17 protein-coding genes are annotated in these 17,787 nt (G+C 69.3%); 5 read left to right on the top strand and 12 right to left on the bottom strand.

Translation table 11 applies throughout. From position 1 onward, the window contains the following. Positions 1-79: 79 nt before the first annotated feature. The gene (locus tag N8I71_RS19165; RefSeq protein WP_262879644.1) at positions 80-1,099 is read left to right on the top strand and encodes a hypothetical protein; all 1,020 of its coding nucleotides are present in this window, start codon (positions 80-82) and stop codon (positions 1,097-1,099) included. A gap of 15 nt (positions 1,100-1,114) precedes the next feature. On the opposite strand, the gene N8I71_RS19160 is transcribed toward N8I71_RS19165, so the two are convergent. From N8I71_RS19160 to N8I71_RS19120, 9 genes are all read right to left on the bottom strand, one after another. Then, on the bottom strand, positions 1,115-1,819 hold the full coding sequence (locus N8I71_RS19160) for a hypothetical protein (RefSeq protein ID WP_262879643.1): 705 nt from the start codon (positions 1,817-1,819) through the stop codon (positions 1,115-1,117). A gap of 64 nt (positions 1,820-1,883) precedes the next feature. After that, on the bottom strand, positions 1,884-2,516 hold the full coding sequence (gene upp / locus N8I71_RS19155; RefSeq protein WP_262879642.1) for a uracil phosphoribosyltransferase: 633 nt from the start codon (positions 2,514-2,516) through the stop codon (positions 1,884-1,886). Further along, positions 2,513-3,499, bottom strand: a complete 987-nt coding sequence (locus N8I71_RS19150) for an adenosine deaminase (protein WP_262879641.1) — start codon at positions 3,497-3,499, stop codon at positions 2,513-2,515. Before N8I71_RS19150 ends, upp begins: the two co-directional genes overlap by 4 nt. Before the next feature lie 13 nt (positions 3,500-3,512). After that, positions 3,513-3,671, bottom strand: a complete 159-nt coding sequence (locus tag N8I71_RS19145; protein WP_262879640.1) for a hypothetical protein — start codon at positions 3,669-3,671, stop codon at positions 3,513-3,515. Between the two features lie 16 nt (positions 3,672-3,687). Next, complete coding sequence (locus tag N8I71_RS19140) at positions 3,688-4,896, bottom strand: phosphopentomutase (protein WP_262879639.1); 1,209 nt, start codon at positions 4,894-4,896, stop codon at positions 3,688-3,690. After that, entirely contained in the window at positions 4,896-6,206 is a 1,311-nt protein-coding gene (locus N8I71_RS19135; RefSeq protein ID WP_262879638.1) for a thymidine phosphorylase, read from the bottom strand. Before N8I71_RS19135 ends, N8I71_RS19140 begins: the two co-directional genes overlap by 1 nt. Continuing rightward, a complete protein-coding gene (locus N8I71_RS19130) occupies positions 6,203-6,616 on the bottom strand; it encodes a cytidine deaminase (RefSeq protein ID WP_262879637.1) in 414 nt (137 codons plus the stop codon). Before N8I71_RS19130 ends, N8I71_RS19135 begins: the two co-directional genes overlap by 4 nt. 113 nt (positions 6,617-6,729) lie before the next feature. Further along, on the bottom strand, positions 6,730-8,262 hold the full coding sequence (locus N8I71_RS19125) for a response regulator (RefSeq protein ID WP_262879636.1): 1,533 nt from the start codon (positions 8,260-8,262) through the stop codon (positions 6,730-6,732). Between the two features lie 77 nt (positions 8,263-8,339). Then, entirely contained in the window at positions 8,340-10,229 is a 1,890-nt protein-coding gene (locus N8I71_RS19120) for a propionyl-CoA synthetase (RefSeq protein WP_262879635.1), read from the bottom strand. Positions 10,230-10,389: 160 nt separating this feature from the next. On the opposite strand from N8I71_RS19120, the gene N8I71_RS19115 reads away from it, so the two are divergent. Then, positions 10,390-10,644, top strand: coding sequence for a hypothetical protein (locus tag N8I71_RS19115; RefSeq protein ID WP_262879634.1), 255 nt, complete (start codon positions 10,390-10,392; stop codon positions 10,642-10,644). Between the two features lie 232 nt (positions 10,645-10,876). Here the strand turns inward: N8I71_RS19115 and N8I71_RS19110 are convergent, their stop codons facing one another. Both N8I71_RS19110 and N8I71_RS19105 read right to left on the bottom strand, forming a co-directional pair. After that, the gene (locus N8I71_RS19110; RefSeq protein ID WP_262879633.1) at positions 10,877-13,156 is read right to left on the bottom strand and encodes an NADP-dependent malic enzyme; all 2,280 of its coding nucleotides are present in this window, start codon (positions 13,154-13,156) and stop codon (positions 10,877-10,879) included. Between the two features lie 81 nt (positions 13,157-13,237). Then, positions 13,238-14,005 (bottom strand): NAD kinase, encoded by a 768-nt coding sequence (locus tag N8I71_RS19105; protein WP_262879632.1) that lies wholly within the window; start codon positions 14,003-14,005, stop codon positions 13,238-13,240. Between the two features lie 204 nt (positions 14,006-14,209). On the opposite strand from N8I71_RS19105, the gene glyA reads away from it, so the two are divergent. Together glyA and N8I71_RS19095 are read left to right on the top strand one after the other, a co-directional pair. Then, positions 14,210-15,505: a serine hydroxymethyltransferase gene (gene glyA / locus N8I71_RS19100; RefSeq protein WP_262879631.1), complete on the top strand. Its 1,296-nt coding sequence runs from the start codon at positions 14,210-14,212 to the stop codon at positions 15,503-15,505. A gap of 187 nt (positions 15,506-15,692) precedes the next feature. Continuing rightward, entirely contained in the window at positions 15,693-16,739 is a 1,047-nt protein-coding gene (locus N8I71_RS19095) for a fatty acid desaturase (protein ID WP_262879630.1), read from the top strand. 182 nt (positions 16,740-16,921) lie between these two features. On the opposite strand, the gene N8I71_RS19090 is transcribed toward N8I71_RS19095, so the two are convergent. Further along, positions 16,922-17,503, bottom strand: a complete 582-nt coding sequence (locus N8I71_RS19090; protein WP_262879629.1) for a TetR/AcrR family transcriptional regulator — start codon at positions 17,501-17,503, stop codon at positions 16,922-16,924. 89 nt (positions 17,504-17,592) lie between these two features. Here N8I71_RS19090 and N8I71_RS19085 point away from each other — a divergent pair. Next, positions 17,593-17,787 (top strand): hypothetical protein (locus N8I71_RS19085; RefSeq protein WP_262879628.1); only part of this gene is annotated, 195 nt, incomplete at its 3' end.

Here is a 17,787-nt window from a genome sequence, read left to right as displayed (position 1 = left end):
TTGAGGTGACGGCCGCCCTGCGCTAACCTCCCGGCCAAACAATAACGCAACCATCAACGGGCAGGGTCACCGCGGGCAGATGACGGTGCTGGAGCAATACCGCAGGCTCGAGTCGCTCGGGCTCTGGCGGGAGGGCCCCGAGGCGCAGCGGCGCGAGGTCGTCGTTTCGCTGGGCGACGCAACGCTTGTCGTGTCGACCCCCACCGAGACCGCCCTCACCCACTGGTCGCTGCCTGCCGTCGAGCGGTTGAACCCCGGACGCAGTCCCGCGCTCTACGCCCCCGGCGCCGATGCCGATGAGCGGCTGGAGATCGACGACCCAGACATGATCGAGGCGATCGAGAAGGTCCGGACGGCCATCGAGAAGACGCGCCCGCATCCCGGACGCCTGCGCTGGTTCCTGGGCGCGGGCGCTGGCCTCGCGCTCCTGGCGGGGGCCGTGTTCTGGCTGCCGGGCGCGCTTACCCGTCAGACGGTGTCGCTCCTGCCCGAGGCAAAGCGGGTCGAGATCGGCGACGCGCTCCTGTCCGAGATCGGGCGACTGGCGGGACAGCCCTGCGACGGACCGCGGTCGCGCGTGGCGCTGGCGCGGCTCTCGACCCGCACCCTGGGGCCGCCCGCGCCGCGCGTGGTCCTGATCCCCGCCGCGATCCCTGACACGATCAGCCTGCCCGGCGGTCTCATCGTCGCCTCGGCCGCGCTGGCCGAGGATCACGAGACGCCCGAGGTGCTGGCCGGCTACCTTCTGGCCGAGGATGCGCGGAGCGACCTGACGGACCCGATGCTGACATTGCTGGAGGATGCGGGCCTCTTCGCGACGTTCAAGCTTCTGACCACGGGCGACTTGCCGCCGGCGGTGCTGCATGACCATGCCGTCCGGCTTCTGAGTCGCGAGGCGGGGCCGGTGCCCGACGACGTGCTGGTCGCGCGCTTTGCCGAGGCGGAGCTTTCGACCCAGCCCTACGCCTATGCGCGCGACGTCTCGGGCGAAAGCGTGCTGGCCCTGATCGAGGCCGACCCGATGCGCGGACGCCTGCGCAGCGCCCTGATGAGCGACGAGGACTGGCTGAGCCTGCAGAATGTCTGCGTGACCGGCTGACGGCCAGGAAGGCGCCTAATCCGACGCGACCAGCCGCCGCGGGACGGTATTGGTCCAGACAAGCCGCATCTGCCCTTCGCCCTCGACGGTCCTGATGCCGCGATAGGGGTTGAGACGTCCGTCGTCGAAGGCCGCGCGGTATCCCGGCGGCGGCGCGTATCGCGGCACCACGATGCGCTCGACGACGCCCGGCCCCGGCTCGGGTGTCGGGCCGACACCGGCGGGGCCAACTGGCGCGATCGGGCGCGGCACGCAACGGGCGTCCGGGTCGGCGAGATAACGCGCGCCCATGCCAGTCGATCCGGGGCAGAGCACACGCGATGTGCCGTCAGACAGCATGAGCGTCGGCGGAATGATGACCTGCACCACCGGCCGGACGGGGGCCGGCGCGGGTGCGGCATGGACAACGGCGGCGCGGACCGGGCGGCGCGGCGCGGGGGCCGCGACAGGCACCGGGGCGGGCACGGGCGCCGCGGCGGTGGTCGGGCTGGCGCCGCAGACCTGCTGGCGGTCGGCGCCGACGCGGGGGACCCATTCCACGCGATCGCCAACCCCGACGCGCACGAAGACGCAGCCGGCGCTGTCGACGTATTCCGTGGCGGTATAGCTCGCCGGTGGCGTTTCGGCGGGGACGGCAAGCTGCGCCTGACCCGGCCCCGCCCATGCCAAGGCGAGACAGAGAACGGCGACCGTCGAACGGACGTATCCGGTAGTGAGCATGCGAACCCCCCAAAGGTTGCCTGAGCCGAGACTGGCCCATGGCAGCAACCAAGTAAAGGTGCCGCTATTTCGTCCCGTACATCCGGTCGCCCGCATCGCCGAGCCCCGGCACGATGTAGCCGTGATCGTTGAGGTGGCTGTCGAGCGCCGCGGTCACGATGGGCACGTCGGGATGCGCCTCCTTCATCCGGGCAACGCCTTCGGGGGCGGCGAGCAGGCACAGGAACCGGATGTTGGTGGCGCCCGCGTTCTTCAGGAGATCGATGGCCGCGACCGAGGAATTGCCGGTGGCGAGCATCGGGTCGACGACGATGGTCAGCCGGTCCTCCAGTTCGGAGGGCACCTTGAAGTAGTACTGCACCGGCCGCAGCGTCTCGGGATCGCGGTAAAGGCCGACAAAGCCGACCCGCGCGTTCGGGATGAGGTCGAGGATCCCGTCGAGCAGGCCGTTGCCCGCGCGCAGGATCGACACCAGCGCCAGTTTCTTGCCCGCGATGATCGGCGCCTGCATCTTCTCCAGCGGCGTCTCGACCTCGACCGTGGTCATCGGCAGGTTGCGCGTGACCTCGTAGGCCAGGAGATGGCTGATCTCGTTCAGGAGCTGCCGGAAGGATTTCGTCGAGGTGGTCTTGTCCCGCATCAGCGTCAGCTTGTGCTGCACCAGCGGGTGGTCGACGATGGTCAGGTGCTCGGTCATGTGGCGCTGTCCCCCAGTTTCTTGGCGATCTTCTCTTTCGTGGCCGCATCGCAGAACGCGGCGTCGAGAGCGGTGCGGTTGACCTCGGCGAAGACCTCCTCGTCCCAGCCGAAGGTGCGCGCGAGATTCTCGTAATCCGAGGTCATGCTGATCCCGAAGAACGGCGGGTCGTCGGTGGAGACGGTGACCTTCACGCCCCTCTCGCGCAGCGTCTCGATCGGGTGCGCGCGCCAGCTCTCGAAGACGCCGAGCGTCACGTTGGAGCCCGGGCAGCACTCCAGCACGATCCCGTCCTCGGCCAGACGGTCGACAAGCGCGAGGTCCTCGATGGCCTGCACGCCATGGCCGATCCGCTCGGGGTGGAGCGCGTCGAGCGCGTCGCGGACCGAGGCTGCCCCGCCCCACTCGCCCGCATGGACGGTGATGCGCAGCCCCGCCTCCCGCGCGCATTGGAAGGCCCATAGGAAGTCGGACGGCTTCCCCTTCAGCTCGTCGCCCGCCATGCCGAAACCCACGAGCCAGTCTCCCGCGGTGTCGGCCGCGCACTCGGCGATGGGCCGCGCGCGCTCGGGGCCGAAATGGCGGATGCAGGTGACGATGCCGCGAAGCGTGATGCCGAGGTCGCGCTCGGCCTCGTCGGCGGCTTCGCGGATGGCAGCGAGGTATTCGCGCCAGGCCGCAATGTCACCGCCGCCACAGAAATCGGGGGAGAGGAAGGTCTCGGAATAGACCACGCCGTTCGCCGCGCTCTCCTCCAGAACGGCGCGGGTCAGGCGGGCATAATCCTCGGGGCTTTGCAGGACACTGGTCGCCGCCTCGTAGACGCTGAGGAAATGCCAGAAGTCCCGGTAGGCGTATCCGCCATCCTCCGTGAAGATGCCCGACAGGTCGACGCCCTTCTCCTTCGCCAGCCCCCGGATGAAGGACGGCGGCGCGGCACCCTCGTGATGCAGGTGAAGCTCGATCTTGGGCAGGTCTCTCATCCGTTTCTCCGTCTCACGCTCCGATGACCCAGCCGACGAAGGCGACCAGGAAGGCAAAGGCCAGCGCGCCCCTCCACGGCGTGCGCGGTCGCCCGATGAAGGGCCCGACGTAGCGCACGGCGAGCGCCACGACGACGAAGGTCATGGCGAAATAGATCGACTCGGATGTCATGGCTCCCCCGTTGGCTTCACAGGAACGACTGTCCCGGCCCCGCGTTGGGGATATCCAGATGCGCTGCGACCGAAGCCGCGACATCCGCGAAGCCGCAAATGCCGATCTGCCCGGAATAGGGCCCCTTTGCAATGACCGGCACCCGTTCGCGGGTGTGGTCGGTGCTGGGCCAGGTTGGATCGTTGCCATGGTCGGCGGTGAAGATCATCAGGTCGTCGGGGCGGAGCGCGGCGAGGATCGGGCCGATTTCCGTGTCGAACCATTCGAGGTGCCGCGCATAGCCCGAGACGTTGCGGCGGTGCCCGTAAAGGCTGTCGAACTCGACGAAGTTGGCGAAGGTCAGGCTCCCGTCCTCGGCGTTCTCCACGTGGGCGGCGAGGTGGTCCATGAGATCGGCGTCGGCGCCCTTGACGTAGGCCCCCACCCCCTGCCCCGCGAAGATGTCGCGGATCTTGCCGATCCCGTAGGTCCGGCGGCCCGCCGCCTGCACCCAGTCGAGGAGCGTGGGCTCAGGCGGGGTGATCGCGTAGTCGCGGCGGTTCACCGTGCGGGTGTAGTGGCCGGGCGTGCCGACGAAGGGCCGCGCGATGACCCGGCCCACGCGGCGGGCGTGCAGCATGGGGGCGAGCCCCTCGCAAAGCGCGAGCAGACGGTCGAGGCCGAAGCTCTCTTCATGGGCGGCGATCTGGAAGACGCTGTCGATGGACGTGTAGCAGATGGGCCAGCCGGTGCGCTGATGCTCCTCGCCCAGCCGCGCGATGATCTCGGTGCCGCTGGCGTGGCAATTGCCGAGGATGCCGTCGGTTCCGGCAAGCCGCATCACCTCCGCCACGATATCGTCGGGAAAGGCGGGGTCGGTCTTGGGGAAGTAGCTCCACTCCCACGGGACCGGAAGGCCGGCGAGTTCCCAGTGGCCCGAAGGCGTGTCCTTGCCGACGGAGACCTCCTGCGCCGCGCCCCAGAGGCCCACGGGGTCGGCATCGAGCCCCTCGCCCCGCGCGCCCGACGCCAGCCGCACGGCGGCGCCGAGGCCAAGCGCGTCGAGATGCGGCATCCTGAGCGGCCCGCTGCGCCCCTCCTCCGCCTCTCCGGCCGCACAGGCGGCGGCGATGTGGCCGAGCGTGTTCGCGCCGGTGTCCGGCAAGTCGCCGTTGAAGAAGCGGTCGGCATCGGGCGCGCCACCACAGCCGACGCTGTCCATGACCACGAGGAAGGCGCGCGGCATCAGCCGATCCTCTCGTGGATGAGAGGCGGTGCCTCGACCTCGCCCGAACCGAGGGTGAAGGCGTTTCGCACGGCCGCGGCCACCGCGCGCGCGGCTTCTTCCGAAGCGGCGTGGATGCGCAGGAGCGGTGTCTTCGGGTCCACCTTCTGACCGATCCGGGCGATGTCGGAGAGGCCCACCGCGGGATCGACGCGATCTTCCTGCCGCAACCGCCCGCCACCGAGTTGCACGACCGCCTCGCCCAGGGCGCGGGCGTCGATGGCGGCGACGGTGCCCGCGTCGCCGGGATGGATGTCGACCATCACCTTCGCCGCCGGCAGCCGGTCGCGCCAGCGTTCCACGAAGTCGACCGGGCCGCCGAGCTCGGCCACCATCTCGCCGAAAACCTCCGCCGCCTGCCCGCTGTCGAGCGCGCGGCGGATGCGCCCCTCGCCATCGGCGGCGTCGGCCGCCAGTCCGCCCAGCGCCAGCACCTCGCCGCCCAGCGCCACCGTGACGCGCATCAGGTCCGAGGCCGGGTCGCCACCGGTCAGCGCCTCCATCACCTCCATCACCTCGACCGCATTTCCGGCAGTGCGCCCAAGAGGCTGGTTCATGTCGGTCACAAGCGCCGAGGTCATGCATCCTGCCCCCTGCGCCGTCTTCACCAGCGCCTCGGCCAGCGCCAGCGCGTCGGCGGGCGCGGCCATGAAGGCCCCGGTGCCGACCTTGACGTCGAGGACCAGCGCCTCGAGCCCGGCGGCGAGCTTCTTCGACAGGATCGAGGCGGTGATGAGGTCGATCGACTCCACCGTCCCCGTCACGTCGCGCACAGCGTAGAGCCGCCGGTCGGCGGGCGCGATGTCCGCACTCGCCCCCACGATGGCGCAGCCGATGTCGGCGACGATCTCCTGCAGGTCCTCGACCGAGACCTGCGTGCGGTAGCCCGGGATCGCCTCGAGCTTGTCGAGTGTACCGCCGGTATGACCAAGGCCCCGGCCCGAGATCATCGGCACGTAGGCCCCGCAGGCGGCGAGCGCGGGCGCAAGCAGGAGCGAGACACTGTCCCCCACCCCGCCCGTGGAATGCTTGTCGAGCACCGGCCCGTCGAGGTCCCATTTCAGGACGTCGCCGGACTCGCGCATCGCGGTCGTCAGCATCACCCGCCCTTCGGGCCCGAGCCCCCGGGTGCAGACCGCCATGGCGAAGGCCCCGGCCTGACTGTCGGTGACTTCGCCGCTGGCCAGTCCCTCGGCGAACCAGAAAAGCTCCGCCTCGGTGAGGCGGTCGCCGTCGCGGAGCCGCGCGAGGATGCCGCGGGCGGTGGTCATGACGCTCCGGGCGTGGCGCGGTCCATGAAGCCCGCGTCGAACCGCCCCGGCAGCAACTCGGCGACCGTCGAGGCGAGGCGCTTGCCGTCCGCCGTCGCCATCGTCACCACGACCTCGGGCCCGGCGAATTCCGCGAGCTTCTGGCGGCAGCCGCCGCACGGCGGCACGGGGGCGGGCGCGTCGGCGATCACGGCGACCTCGGCGATCTCGGTGTCACCCGCCGCGATCATCGCCGCGATGGCGCCCGCCTCGGCGCAGGTCCCCTCGGGATAGGCAACGTTCTCGACGTTGCAGCCGACGTGGACACGCCCGCCCGCGGCCCGGATCGCGGCGCCCACGGCAAAGCCGGAATAGGGCGCGTAGGCCATGCGCCGGACGCTCTCGGCGGAGGCGATCAGGTCGTCGGACATGGGCGGGACGTCTCCGGCTGCTTCGATCGGTCGGGGCCAGTCTGTGCCGCCCCGGGGACAAGCGCAAGGCCCGGGGCGCGCGCGCGCGCGCCGCGCATGCGCGCCCCCCTGGCTCAGCCCCGCGCGGCGACCCGCAGGGCGATCAGCGCGATAAGCTCGTCGAGGTCGCGGCGGCAGGGGGCGTGAAGGGCGGCCAGATCGTCGATCCGCCGCCGCTTGGCCGCGATGTTCAGAACCTCGGCCAGGCGGCAGAGCCGGTCCGCCCCCACGGCCCCCGAGACCGCGATGAGGATATGGGTCTGCTCTCGGATGAGCGGCACCGAACTGTCGCGCACGCCTTCCTCGAGCTTGTCGCGCACCGAGCGCAGGTCCTCGTCGAGACGTTCGAGAAGCTCGCGCGCGCCATCGGGACCTGCGGCGGCGAGCAGACCGTCGAGGCGTTCCTCGTCCATCTTCACGCCAAAAGCCGCGTCCTGTCCGCCGTGGGCCAGCACGTCCTCGGGCTCGGGCAGGCCGGCTGGACGCCCCGCGTGACGCAGGATGGCGCGGCCGAACTCCTCGGCCGAGGCCACGGGCTTGCCGATGATGCCGTCCGCGCCCGCCGCGTAGATCGCCTCGCGGTTGTCGCGCAGGACATAGGCCGTCAGCGCGACGATCGGCATCGCGGCCGCGGCGTCGTCCCGGGCCCGGGTCACGCGCATCACCTCGAGACCCGAGACACGCGGCATCTCGATATCGACGAGCGCGATATCGAAGTCCTCGGCCGCGAGCGCCTCGAGCGCCTCGGCCCCGTCGGAGGCGAAAACCGTCCGTGCGCCCATCTGTCCGAGCATGCGCGACAGGATCGCCTGGTTCGTCAGGTTGTCCTCGGCCACGAGAATGCGCAGGTCCGAAAGGTCGGGCATGCCGGGCGCCTCCGCGTCCTCGGCCCTCCCCTGCTCAAGACGTTCGGCCGGCAGCGCCAGGCAGGCGACGGCGCCCCCGAGCGGGCCGCCATTGCCGGTCTCCAGCGACGCGCCGATCTGGCGCGACAGTTCGGCCGCGATCCGAAGCCCTAGACCATGACCCGCGACGCGCGGGCGCGTGGCGATGTCCTCGGGATAGCCTCGGCCGCCATCGGCCACCTCGACCTCGAGGCCCGTCCCGGCATCGGCCGCGACCCGCAGCCGGATCGCAGCGCCGCCGCCGTGGGAGACCGCGTTGGCGATCAGGTTGCAGACGATGCGCTCCAGCGGCAGGCGCGGGGCGCGGACCCTCAGCGACAGGTCCCCCTCGGTCTGGATCGACAGGCCGACGCCGCCCTCGGCGGCGCGGCCGGCCCAGCGCCTGCGCCAGGTTTCCACCAGCGACGATACCGCCTCGGCCTCCTCGGTCGCGATGACGCGGATTTCGCCCGACGCGGCCATGAGGGCAGATTCCACCATACCGGCAAGCGTGTCGCCCGCCGCCCTGACCCGGTCGAGTTGAGCGCGCGTGTCCGCGTCGAGCCGGGCCTCGTCGATCAGGCGAAGGCCGCCGACCACGTCGGACACGGCGGCGCGGATGTCATGGCTGAAGAACTGGAGCGTATCGGAAAGCGTGGCCGCACCGTCCGCGGCATCCCGCCCGACGGTCTTCGACTCCTCCGGCTCCGCCCCGTCGCGCATGAAACCCCGGCCGCTCGCAATCCACCACGGGCGAGCCTAGCACCGACGCCCTGTCCCTGCCAAGCGCCGGACGCGGTTCAGCGTCCGTAGCCCAGCGTGCGCACCGCGGTGGCGATCTCGTCGAGAATGGCGGGGTCGTCGATGGTGGCGGGCATCTTGAAGTCCTCGCCATCGGCGATCTTGACCATGGTGCCACGCAGGATCTTGCCCGAGCGCGTCTTGGGCAGGCGGTCCACCACGACGGCGAGCTTGAAGGCCGCAACCGGGCCGATCCTGTCGCGGACGAGCTTCACGCATTCCGCGACCACCTGCTCCGGGGGCGTCTCGGCGCCCTTGTTGAGACAGAGGAACCCCATGGGCAACTGACCCTTCAGGGGGTCGGAGACACCGATCACGGCGCATTCCGCGACGTCCCTGTGGGAGGCCAGCACCTCCTCCATGCCACCGGTGGACAGACGATGGCCGGCGACGTTGATGACGTCGTCGGTGCGCGCCATGATGTAGAGGTATCCATCCTCGTCGATCATGCCCGCATCGCCCGTCTCGTAGTAGCCGGGAAAATGGCTGAGGTAGGACTTCCGGAACCGGTCCTCGGCTTCCCAGAGCGTCGGCAGCGTTCCGGGCGGCAGGGGCAGTTTCACCGCGATGGCGCCAAGCTCGCCCGGCTTCATCGGGTGCCCGCCCTCGTCGAGGATCTGCACGTCGTAGCCGGGCATCGCAACGGAGGGCGAGCCGATCTTGACCGGCAGCTTCTCGATCCCGAGCGGGTTGCCCGCGATCGCCCAACCGGTCTCGGTCTGCCACCAGTGGTCGATCACCGGCACTCCGAGCTGGTTCTGCGCCCATTCGATCGTATCGGGGTCGGCACGCTCGCCCGCGAGAAACAGCGTCTCGAGACAGGAGAGGTCATAATCCCCCACCAGCGCCCCGCCCGGGTCGTCCCGCTTGATCGCACGGAAGGCGGTCGGCGCGGTGAACAGGCACTTGACCCCGTGGTCGCTGATCACGCGCCAGAAGGTGCCGGCGTCGGGCGTTCCCACCGGCTTGCCCTCGAACACGATGGTCGTGCAGCCGAAGGTCAGCGGCGCGTAGCAGATGTAGGAATGCCCCACGACCCAGCCGACGTCCGAGGCGGCCCAGAACACCTCGCCGGGGTTCATGTCGTAGAGGTTCCGCATCGACCAGTTGAGCGCGACGAGGTGGCCGCCGGTGTGGCGCACGACGCCCTTGGGCTGACCCGTCGTGCCCGAGGTATAGAGGATGTAAGCGGGGTGGTTTCCCTCCACCGGAACGCAGTCGGCCGGTTTCACGCCGTACTGGAAGGCGTGCCAGTCGACGTCGCGCCCGTCCTCCAGTTGCGCCACTTCCTGCTCCCGCTGGAAGATCACGCAGAATTCCGGCGAGTGCTCGGCGATCTCGAGCGCCCCGTCGAGAAGCGGCTTGTAATGGACCACGCGGCCCGGCTCGATCCCGCAAGAGGCGGCGATGATGCATTTGGGCCGGCAATCGTCGATGCGCACGGCAAGCTCGTTCGCGGCGAACCCGCCGAAGACGACCGAGTGGATCGCGCCCAGGCGCGCGCAGGCCAGCATCGCCTCCAGCGCCTCGGGGACCATCGGCATGTAGATGATGACGCGGTCGCCCTTCTCCACGCCCTTGGCCTTGAGCGCGCCGGCAAGGCTCGCCACGCGGTCGCGCAGCTCGGCATAGGTGATCTTGTGGGTCGTGCCCGTCAGCGGACTGTCGTGGATGATCGCAACGCGTCCGCCATGGCCCGCTTCCACATGCCGGTCGACCGCGTTCCAGCACCCGTTGAGCATGCCGTCGGCGAACCACTCGTAGAGCGGCGCGTTCTCCGCGAAGAGCGCGCGGGAAGGTGGCTTCACCCAGTCGATGCCTTCCGCGGCGCCCATCCAGAACGCATCGGGATCGGCCTTCGCGGCCTCGTAGATCGCGGCGTATCCCATCTCGGCACTCCCTTCCTTCGACTGCGCAATTTTCTATCGCTCCGCACAAGCGCTGCGCAATTAGGTGACATTGCCGCAGGCCGGGGCATCCTGCGACATTCCGGCCCATTCTGCGGTGCGGCATCCGGCCTAGCTATCCCCGTGCGAACAGGAGATTGCCATGACCACGATGCCCGATGCACCGGCGCGCGAGCGCTGGATCACCCGCCATGTGACCTATCGTCTTCCGATCATCGGCCGCATGGCCCGCGAAGTGGTCGAGGGGCCCGTCGACAACGCCTTCGCCGCCATCTTCGGCGTCGTCGCGGGCGTCGCCTCGGCCGTGCTGATCTGGGGCTATCCCGCGCTGATCATCGCGGCGCTGACGGCCGCCTTCCTCATGATCGTGACGCTCATCCGGATCACGCTGGGCTGAGCGGCCATCACATCCGCTGAAACAGACGCGACGCCGCTTGCACGACTCGGGGCGCGCGCGCTCACTCTTGCATCACGCCGGGCGGGCATGGGGCCCGTCCGCACCTGAGGAAGAGAGACATGGGCGACAAGAAACCCGCGCCGAAGAAGGCAGCCGGCGGCGGCAAACCCGGCAAGTGAGGTCCTGACCTCCCCCGCGCCGGGCGAAACCCTGGCCCGGTGCGGGTCGCCCCCTAGCCGTAGGTGCTGACCGGCGTTCCGGCGAGCGCCGAGATGTTCAGAAGCCCGCGCGCCGTGATCGCGGGGGTCACGATATGGGCCTTGTTGCCCATCCCCATCAGGATCGGCCCCACCTCGAGCCCGTTCGCCCGCATCTTCAGGATGTTCCGCGCCGCGCCCGCCCCGTCGGTCGAGGCGAAGATAAGCGCGTTGGCCGCGCCCGGAAGGCGGGAATTGGGGAAGATGCGCGCACGCAGTTCGGGGTCGAGCGCGCTGTCGACATGCATCTCGCCCTCGTAGAAGAAGCCGCGCGGCTCGCTGTCGAGAATGTCGAGCGCCGCCCGCATCCGCCGACCGCTGTCACTGTCGAGGTTGCCGAACTGGCTGCCGGAGCAGAGCGCGATCTTCGCCTCGACGCCGAATCGCTTCACGTGGCGGGCCGTCGCGATCACCGACTCGGCGATCTGCTCGGGGCTCGGCACGGCATGGACATGCGTATCCGCGATGAAGAGCGGCCCATCCTCCAGGATCATGAGGCTGAGCGCGCCAACCGGGTGAAGCTCCTTGTTTCCAAGGAGTTGCGTGATGTAGTTCAAGTGCCAGAGATACTGGCCGAACGTGCCGCAGATAAGGCTGTCGGCCTCGTCGCGGTAGACCATTACTGCGCCGATCGCCGTGGTGTTCGTCCGCATGATCGCGCGGGCGAGGTCGGGGGTCACGCCCCGGCGCTGCATCACCGAATGGTAGGTGCCCCAGTAGTCGCGGTAGCGCGGATCGTTCTCGGGGTTCACCAGTTCGAAATCGACCGCGGGCCGGATCGTCAGGCCCGCCCGCTCGGCGCGCCGTTCGATCACGTCGGGCCGGCCGATCAGGATCGGGGTGTCGGTGGTTTCCTCAAGCATGGCTTGGGCCGCGCGCAGGACGCGCTCGTCCTCGCCCTCGGCGAAGACGATGCGCCGCGAGGTCGTCGCCGCGGCCTCGAAGACCGGCCGCATGATGAGGGCCGAGCGGAAAACCGATTGCTGCAGCTTCGCGCGGTAGGCCGTGAAATCCTCGATCGGGCGCGTCGCCACGCCCGAGGCCATCGCAGCCTCCGCCACCGCACTCGCCACCACCGCGATCAGGCGGGGATCGAAGGGCTTGGGGATCAGGTAATCCGCCCCGAAGGTCAGCTGCTCGCCCTGGTAGGCGGCGGCGGCCTCGGCACTGGTGGTCGCGCGGGCAAGCGCGGCGATCCCCTCGATGCAGGCGATCTGCATCTCGTCGTTGATCTCGGTCGCGCCGACGTCGAGCGCGCCGCGGAAGATGAAGGGGAAACACAGAACGTTGTTGACCTGGTTCGGGAAATCGCTCCGGCCCGTGGCGATGATCGCGTCGGGCGCGACCGAGCGCACCTCGTCGGGCAGGATCTCAGGCGTGGGATTGGCGAGCGCGAAGACGATGGGCCGATCCGCCATCTTCGCGACCATCTCGGCCGTGAGCACGCCGGGCCCGGACAGGCCGAGGAACAGGTCCGCCCCCTCGATCACGTCGGACAGCGTGCGCAGGTCGGAGGCCTGAGCATAGGCCGCCTTCTGCGGGTTCATGTCCACCTCGCGCCCCTCGTGAACGAGGCCGTGGATATCGCAAAGCCAGACGTTCTCGCGTTTCACGCCCAGTTTCTGCAGCATGTTGAGACACGCGATGCCCGCCGCGCCGCCGCCCGTCGACACCACCTTGATGTCCTCGAACCGCTTGCCCGAGATCCGCAGCGCGTTTGTGGCCGCCGCGCCCACGACGATGGCGGTCCCGTGCTGGTCGTCATGGAAGACGGGAATGTTCATCCGCTCGCGGCAGATCCGTTCAACGACAAAGCAATCCGGCGCCTTGATGTCCTCGAGATTGATCGCGCCGAAGGTCGGCTCCAGCGAACAGACGATCTCGGCCAGCTTTTCCGGGTCCTGCTCGGCGATCTCGAGGTCGAAGCAGTCGATGTTGGCGAATTTCTTGAAGAGGACGGCCTTGCCCTCCATCACGGGCTTGGACGCCAGCGCGCCGATGTTGCCGAGCCCAAGGACGGCAGTCCCGTTCGAGACCACCGCAACGAGGTTTCCGCGCGCCGTGTAGCGCGCGGCATTCGCGGGATCGGCCTTGATTTCAAGGCTCGCCTCGGCCACGCCCGGCGAATAGGCACGGCTGAGGTCGCGCCCATTGGCCAGCGGCTTCGTCGCCCGGATCTCGAGTTTCCCGGGCTTCGGGTACTCGTGGTAGAAAAGCGCCGCCGAACGCAGGCTCTCGGTCTTCTCGTCGCTCATGCCACCCTCCCGTCGAAATTAGTTTAGCCTTAAACTACCCTGCCGCCGACCTCCAGCGTGGCGGCGCGCCGCAGCACGGTGTCAGACGAACTGCTCCCTGATAAGGCGCTCCTCGAGACCGTGGCCGGGATCGAACAGGATACGGTGACGCACGGCAGGCTCGGTCCGGATCTCCACCGAGGCCACGTCGCGCACCGAACGGCTGTCGGCATCGGCCATCACCGGGCGCTTGTCGGGGTCGATCACCTCGAAGCGGACAATGGCCGTCTTGGGCAGGAGCGCCCCGCGCCAGCGCCGGGGCCGGAACGCGGCCACCGCCGTCACCGCGAGCACATCCGCCCCGATCGGCAGGATGGGCCCGTGGGCGGAGTAGTTGTAGGCCGTCGACCCCGCCGGCGTGCACACGAGCGCCCCGTCGCAGACCAGCTCCTCCATCCGGAGCCGCCCGTCGACGTAGATCCTGAGCTTCGCGGCCTGGGGCCCTGCGCGCAGGAGGCTGACCTCGTTGATGGCGAGCGCCTCGTGGGTCGAACCGTCCACGCGAACCGCCCGCATGTGCAGCGGATTGATGACCTCCTCCTCGGCGGCCTCGAGCCGCGCCACGAGGTCGTCCTCGCGGTAGGCGTTCATCAGAAAGCCGACCGTGCCGCGGTTCATCCCGTAGACCGGCGCCTGCAAGGCCTGCGTCGCATGCAGCGTCGACAGCATGAAGCCATCGCCGCCCAGCGCCACGATCACGTCCGCCTCCTCGGGCGCAAAGCGGCCGTAGAGCCCCTCGAGCCTGTCCTTCGCCTCCAGCGCAAGCTCGGTGTCGGAGGCGAGAAAGGCGATGTTGCGGGCCGCGGGCATATCCGCGCCTCCTGTGGTCAATGTCCCGCCCTGACCTTCGCGCGCGCCTTTCGGAAACTCAATCCCGCATCGGCGCCATCGGGTTCCCTCCGGGCCCACGATGCCGCCCGCGACGCCGCATTCGCCGCTTTCCACCCTTCCCGCGCGGGCATGAATGCAATACATGCCTCACCCAATCGCCGCCCTGCCCCGAGGAGGAGCCCCATGAACGCCCCGCACCGCGATCCCGGATTCTTCACCGAAAGCCTCGAGACCCGCGACCCCGAGATCTTCGGCGCCATCCGCAAGGAGCTTGGCCGCCAGCGCGAGGAGATCGAACTCATCGCGTCGGAGAACATCGTCTCCGCCGCCGTGATGGAGGCCCAGGGCTCGGTCATGACCAACAAGTACGCCGAGGGTTATCCCGGCCGGCGTTACTACGGCGGCTGCGACTACGTGGACATCGCCGAGAACCTCGCCATCGAAAGGGCGAAGCAGCTGTTCGACTGCGGCTTCGCCAACGTGCAGCCCAACTCGGGCAGCCAGGCCAACCAGGGCGTCTTCACCGCGCTGCTGAAACCCGGCGACACGATCCTCGGCATGAGCCTCGATGCGGGCGGGCACCTGACCCACGGCGCCAAGCCAAACCAGTCGGGCAAGTGGTTCAACGCCATCCAGTACGGTGTGCGCCAGCAGGACCTTCAGGTCGATTACGACCAGGTCGCGGAGCTGACCGCCGAGCACAAGCCGAAGATGATCATCGCCGGCGGCTCGGCCATTCCGCGGATCATCGATTTCGCCAGGATGCGCGAGATCGCCGACAGCGTCGGCGCGTATCTTCTCGTCGACATGGCGCACTTCGCGGGACTGGTGGCCTCGGGCCATTACCCCTCGCCCTTCCCGCATGCCCATGTCGCCACCACGACCACGCACAAGACGCTGCGCGGCCCCCGCGGCGGCATGATCCTGACCGAAGACGAGGACATCGCGAAGAAGATCAACTCGGCGATCTTCCCGGGCATCCAGGGCGGCCCCCTGATGCACGTGATCGCCGCCAAGGCCGTGGCCTTCGGCGAGGCGCTTCGCCCCGGTTTCAAGGACTACCAGGGCCAGGTCATCGCCAATGCCCAGGCGCTCGCCGACCAGCTGATGAAGGGTGGCCTCGACATCGTCACGGGTGGCACCGACACGCACCTGATGCTCGTCGACCTGCGTCCCAAGGGCGTGAAGGGCAACGCCACCGAGAAGGCGCTCGGGCGTGCGCACATCACCTGCAACAAGAACGGCATCCCCTTCGACACCGAGAAGCCGACGATCACCAGCGGCATCCGCCTCGGCTCCCCCGCCGGCACAACGCGCGGCTTCGGCGAGACGGAGTTCCGCCAGATCGGCGACTGGATCGTCGAGGTGGTCGAGGGGCTCGCCGCCAACGGCGAGGATGGCAACGGCGCGACCGAGGCGAAGGTCGCGGCCGAAGTCGTGGAACTCTGCCAGAGGTTCCCGGTCTACCCCGCGCTCTGACGGTCACCGGCCGGCCGTTCCGCGCCCCGGCGGGAGAAGTTTCGCCGACCCCGCGCGTGGTCGCAGCACGATAGTTGCAGATGGAACGGTCCCGTGCCACTTTACAGGGGGTGCGGGGCCTCCCAGATGACGGTGGAGCGGGTGCCTCGACACCCCATTGCGACAGGTTTTCTGCGAGCTTGGAGCCATGACTGCTGACTTGCACATCCGCCCGGAAATCACCCCGGGCTACCGGCGCGAGGCCGACCGCGAGATCCGCGCCTTCACCCGCGACTGGATCGCGCGCGACGACCGCATCGCGAGCGCCAGCTATTTCGGCACCTTCGCCGTCTATTTCCTCACGTTGTGGCTGACGGTTCAGGCGTGGCCGGTCTGGTGGCTCGTCGTGCCGCTGATCGTGCTGAACGCCTTTTCGGGCGTGCGCCTCTACGTGCTGCAGCACGATTGCGGGCACGGCTCGCTCTTCTCCACCAAGCGCGCGAACGACCTGGCCGGCCACGGGCTCAGCATCTTCACGCTGACGCCCTACCGGGTCATGCAGTTCAACCACAACGAACACCATTCGCACCTGGGCAATCTCGACGAACGCCACACGACCGAGATCTTCACCATGACGCTCCGCGAATGGGAGCAGGCGGGCTTCTGGACGCGCCTGCGTTACCGGCTCTACCGCAACCCCTTGCTCATGATCCCGGTGGGGGGCCTCGTCACCTACGTGCTCGCCTATCGCTGGCCGAAGAACGCGGGAAGGATCGATGCGCGCGGAGTGATCTTGCACAATCTCGGGCTGGCGGCATGGATCTTCCTGCTCTGGACGCTCGCGGGCGCCCCCGGCCTCGTCATCTACGCGGGCACCGTCTTCGTCGCGGGCTGCATCGGCGTCTTCCTCGTCTACCTGCAGCACAATTTCGAGGACACCTGGTGGGACCGGAAGCCGGACCTGAACCCTGCCCGCGCCGCGCTGCAGGGCTCCTCCGCGCTGGACCTCGGCTGGTGGTGGGATCTCGGGACGGGCAACATCGCCTATCACGACATCCACCACTTCAACGCCAACATCCCCTCCTACCGGCTGCGGCAATGCCACCGGGCGCTGCGCGAGAAGTACGAGGTCCAGACCATCGGCTGGCCCGAGGCGCTACGCTCCTTCACGCTGAAGCTATGGGACGAGGAAGCCGAACGCCTCGTGCCCTTCCCGCGTGAGGCCAGGCGGGCCGCGGTCCCGAGCAACGCCTGAACCGAAGCGAGACCGCAGGCCTTCATCCTGGCAAGAAACTCCCGCCGGAGGCTCCCGTCATCCACGCCCGCGGGTCCCTTCCGACGCGGGGGCACGGACCCGCGCCGCGTTCCGCGGCAGCGCGGCACGGGCGAGCGGCTCCCGGGCCCGGCCCCGGGGGCCCGAGCCGGGGCGCACCGCCTTCAGGCCGCGACCGCCTTGCGCACCATGTCCCAGTAGAATTCCTCGACCGCGGCCCGGTCGAGCCGTCCGCCTTCGCGGTACCAAGTCGTGACGCCGGTCAGCATCGCGATCAGCGCCATGGTGGCGAGCTTGGTGTCCGGCACCGCGAAGACGCCGGCCGCCTGCCCTGCCTTCAACACGGTCTCCAGCCGATTCTCGTAGTCGCGCCGCAGCCCCTCGATCACCGCGAAGTTCTCCGGCGTCAGGTTCCTCAACTCCATGTAGGCGATGAAGACCAGGTCCGGGCGGTCGAGGTGGAAGCGGATGTGATGACGCACGAAGTCTTCCAGCTGCGCCACCGGCCCCGCCTGCGGCGCGTCCCAGTCGTCCAGGAGCTCGGTCAGGTGATCGCGCATCAACTCGAACAGCAGCGTCTGCTTGTCGGCGGTGTAGAGGTAGAGCGCGCCCGCCTGCACCCCGACCTCCGACGCGATCTGGCGCATCGAGACAGCTGCGAACCCGTGCCGCGCGAAGAGCCGCAGCGCCGCCGCCCGCACCTTCGGCCCCGTGATGTCCCCGTGACTGCCCTGTTTGCGCGCCATGGCCCGTAGATTATCTGAACGCGCGTTCAATTCAACCGCGCAGGGCTGCCGGCTGGACAGCGGCGCGCCGCTCGGGTTAGCTCGGAGCCATGGGACGCCTGTTCGCCATCCTCGTCATCGCCCTTCCGCTCCTGGCCGCCTGTGGCCCGGACGTGCCCGCGCTCGACGCGCGGCTGCAGGGCTCGGCGGACGCCCCCTTCCCCGAGCTCGTGCCCCTCGGCCCGCTGCTGGCCGGGATCGACGCCGCGCCGCCGCGCGCCGCAGCCCCCGAGGGCGCCAGCCTG

The sequence above is a fragment of the Roseicyclus sediminis genome (genome assembly GCF_025515305.1).
Taxonomy (GTDB): Bacteria; Pseudomonadota; Alphaproteobacteria; order Rhodobacterales; family Rhodobacteraceae; genus Roseibacterium; species Roseibacterium sediminis.
Note: the sequence above shows the minus strand (reverse complement) of the source record. Positions and strands in the feature narration are given on the sequence as shown.

Coding starts and splice junctions, on each gene's coding strand:
- N8I71_RS19165 (WP_262879644.1), top strand. CDS start 80: ATGACGGTGCTGGAGCAATACCGCAGGCTCGAGTCGCTCGGGCTCTGG.
- N8I71_RS19160 (WP_262879643.1), bottom strand. CDS start 1,819: ATGCTCACTACCGGATACGTCCGTTCGACGGTCGCCGTTCTCTGTCTC.
- upp (WP_262879642.1), bottom strand. CDS start 2,516: ATGACCGAGCACCTGACCATCGTCGACCACCCGCTGGTGCAGCACAAG.
- N8I71_RS19150 (WP_262879641.1), bottom strand. CDS start 3,499: ATGAGAGACCTGCCCAAGATCGAGCTTCACCTGCATCACGAGGGTGCC.
- N8I71_RS19145 (WP_262879640.1), bottom strand. CDS start 3,671: ATGACATCCGAGTCGATCTATTTCGCCATGACCTTCGTCGTCGTGGCG.
- N8I71_RS19140 (WP_262879639.1), bottom strand. CDS start 4,896: ATGCCGCGCGCCTTCCTCGTGGTCATGGACAGCGTCGGCTGTGGTGGC.
- N8I71_RS19135 (WP_262879638.1), bottom strand. CDS start 6,206: ATGACCACCGCCCGCGGCATCCTCGCGCGGCTCCGCGACGGCGACCGC.
- N8I71_RS19130 (WP_262879637.1), bottom strand. CDS start 6,616: ATGTCCGACGACCTGATCGCCTCCGCCGAGAGCGTCCGGCGCATGGCC.
- N8I71_RS19125 (WP_262879636.1), bottom strand. CDS start 8,262: ATGCGCGACGGGGCGGAGCCGGAGGAGTCGAAGACCGTCGGGCGGGAT.
- N8I71_RS19120 (WP_262879635.1), bottom strand. CDS start 10,229: ATGGGATACGCCGCGATCTACGAGGCCGCGAAGGCCGATCCCGATGCG.
- N8I71_RS19115 (WP_262879634.1), top strand. CDS start 10,390: ATGACCACGATGCCCGATGCACCGGCGCGCGAGCGCTGGATCACCCGC.
- N8I71_RS19110 (WP_262879633.1), bottom strand. CDS start 13,156: ATGAGCGACGAGAAGACCGAGAGCCTGCGTTCGGCGGCGCTTTTCTAC.
- N8I71_RS19105 (WP_262879632.1), bottom strand. CDS start 14,005: ATGCCCGCGGCCCGCAACATCGCCTTTCTCGCCTCCGACACCGAGCTT.
- glyA (WP_262879631.1), top strand. CDS start 14,210: ATGAACGCCCCGCACCGCGATCCCGGATTCTTCACCGAAAGCCTCGAG.
- N8I71_RS19095 (WP_262879630.1), top strand. CDS start 15,693: ATGACTGCTGACTTGCACATCCGCCCGGAAATCACCCCGGGCTACCGG.
- N8I71_RS19090 (WP_262879629.1), bottom strand. CDS start 17,503: ATGGCGCGCAAACAGGGCAGTCACGGGGACATCACGGGGCCGAAGGTG.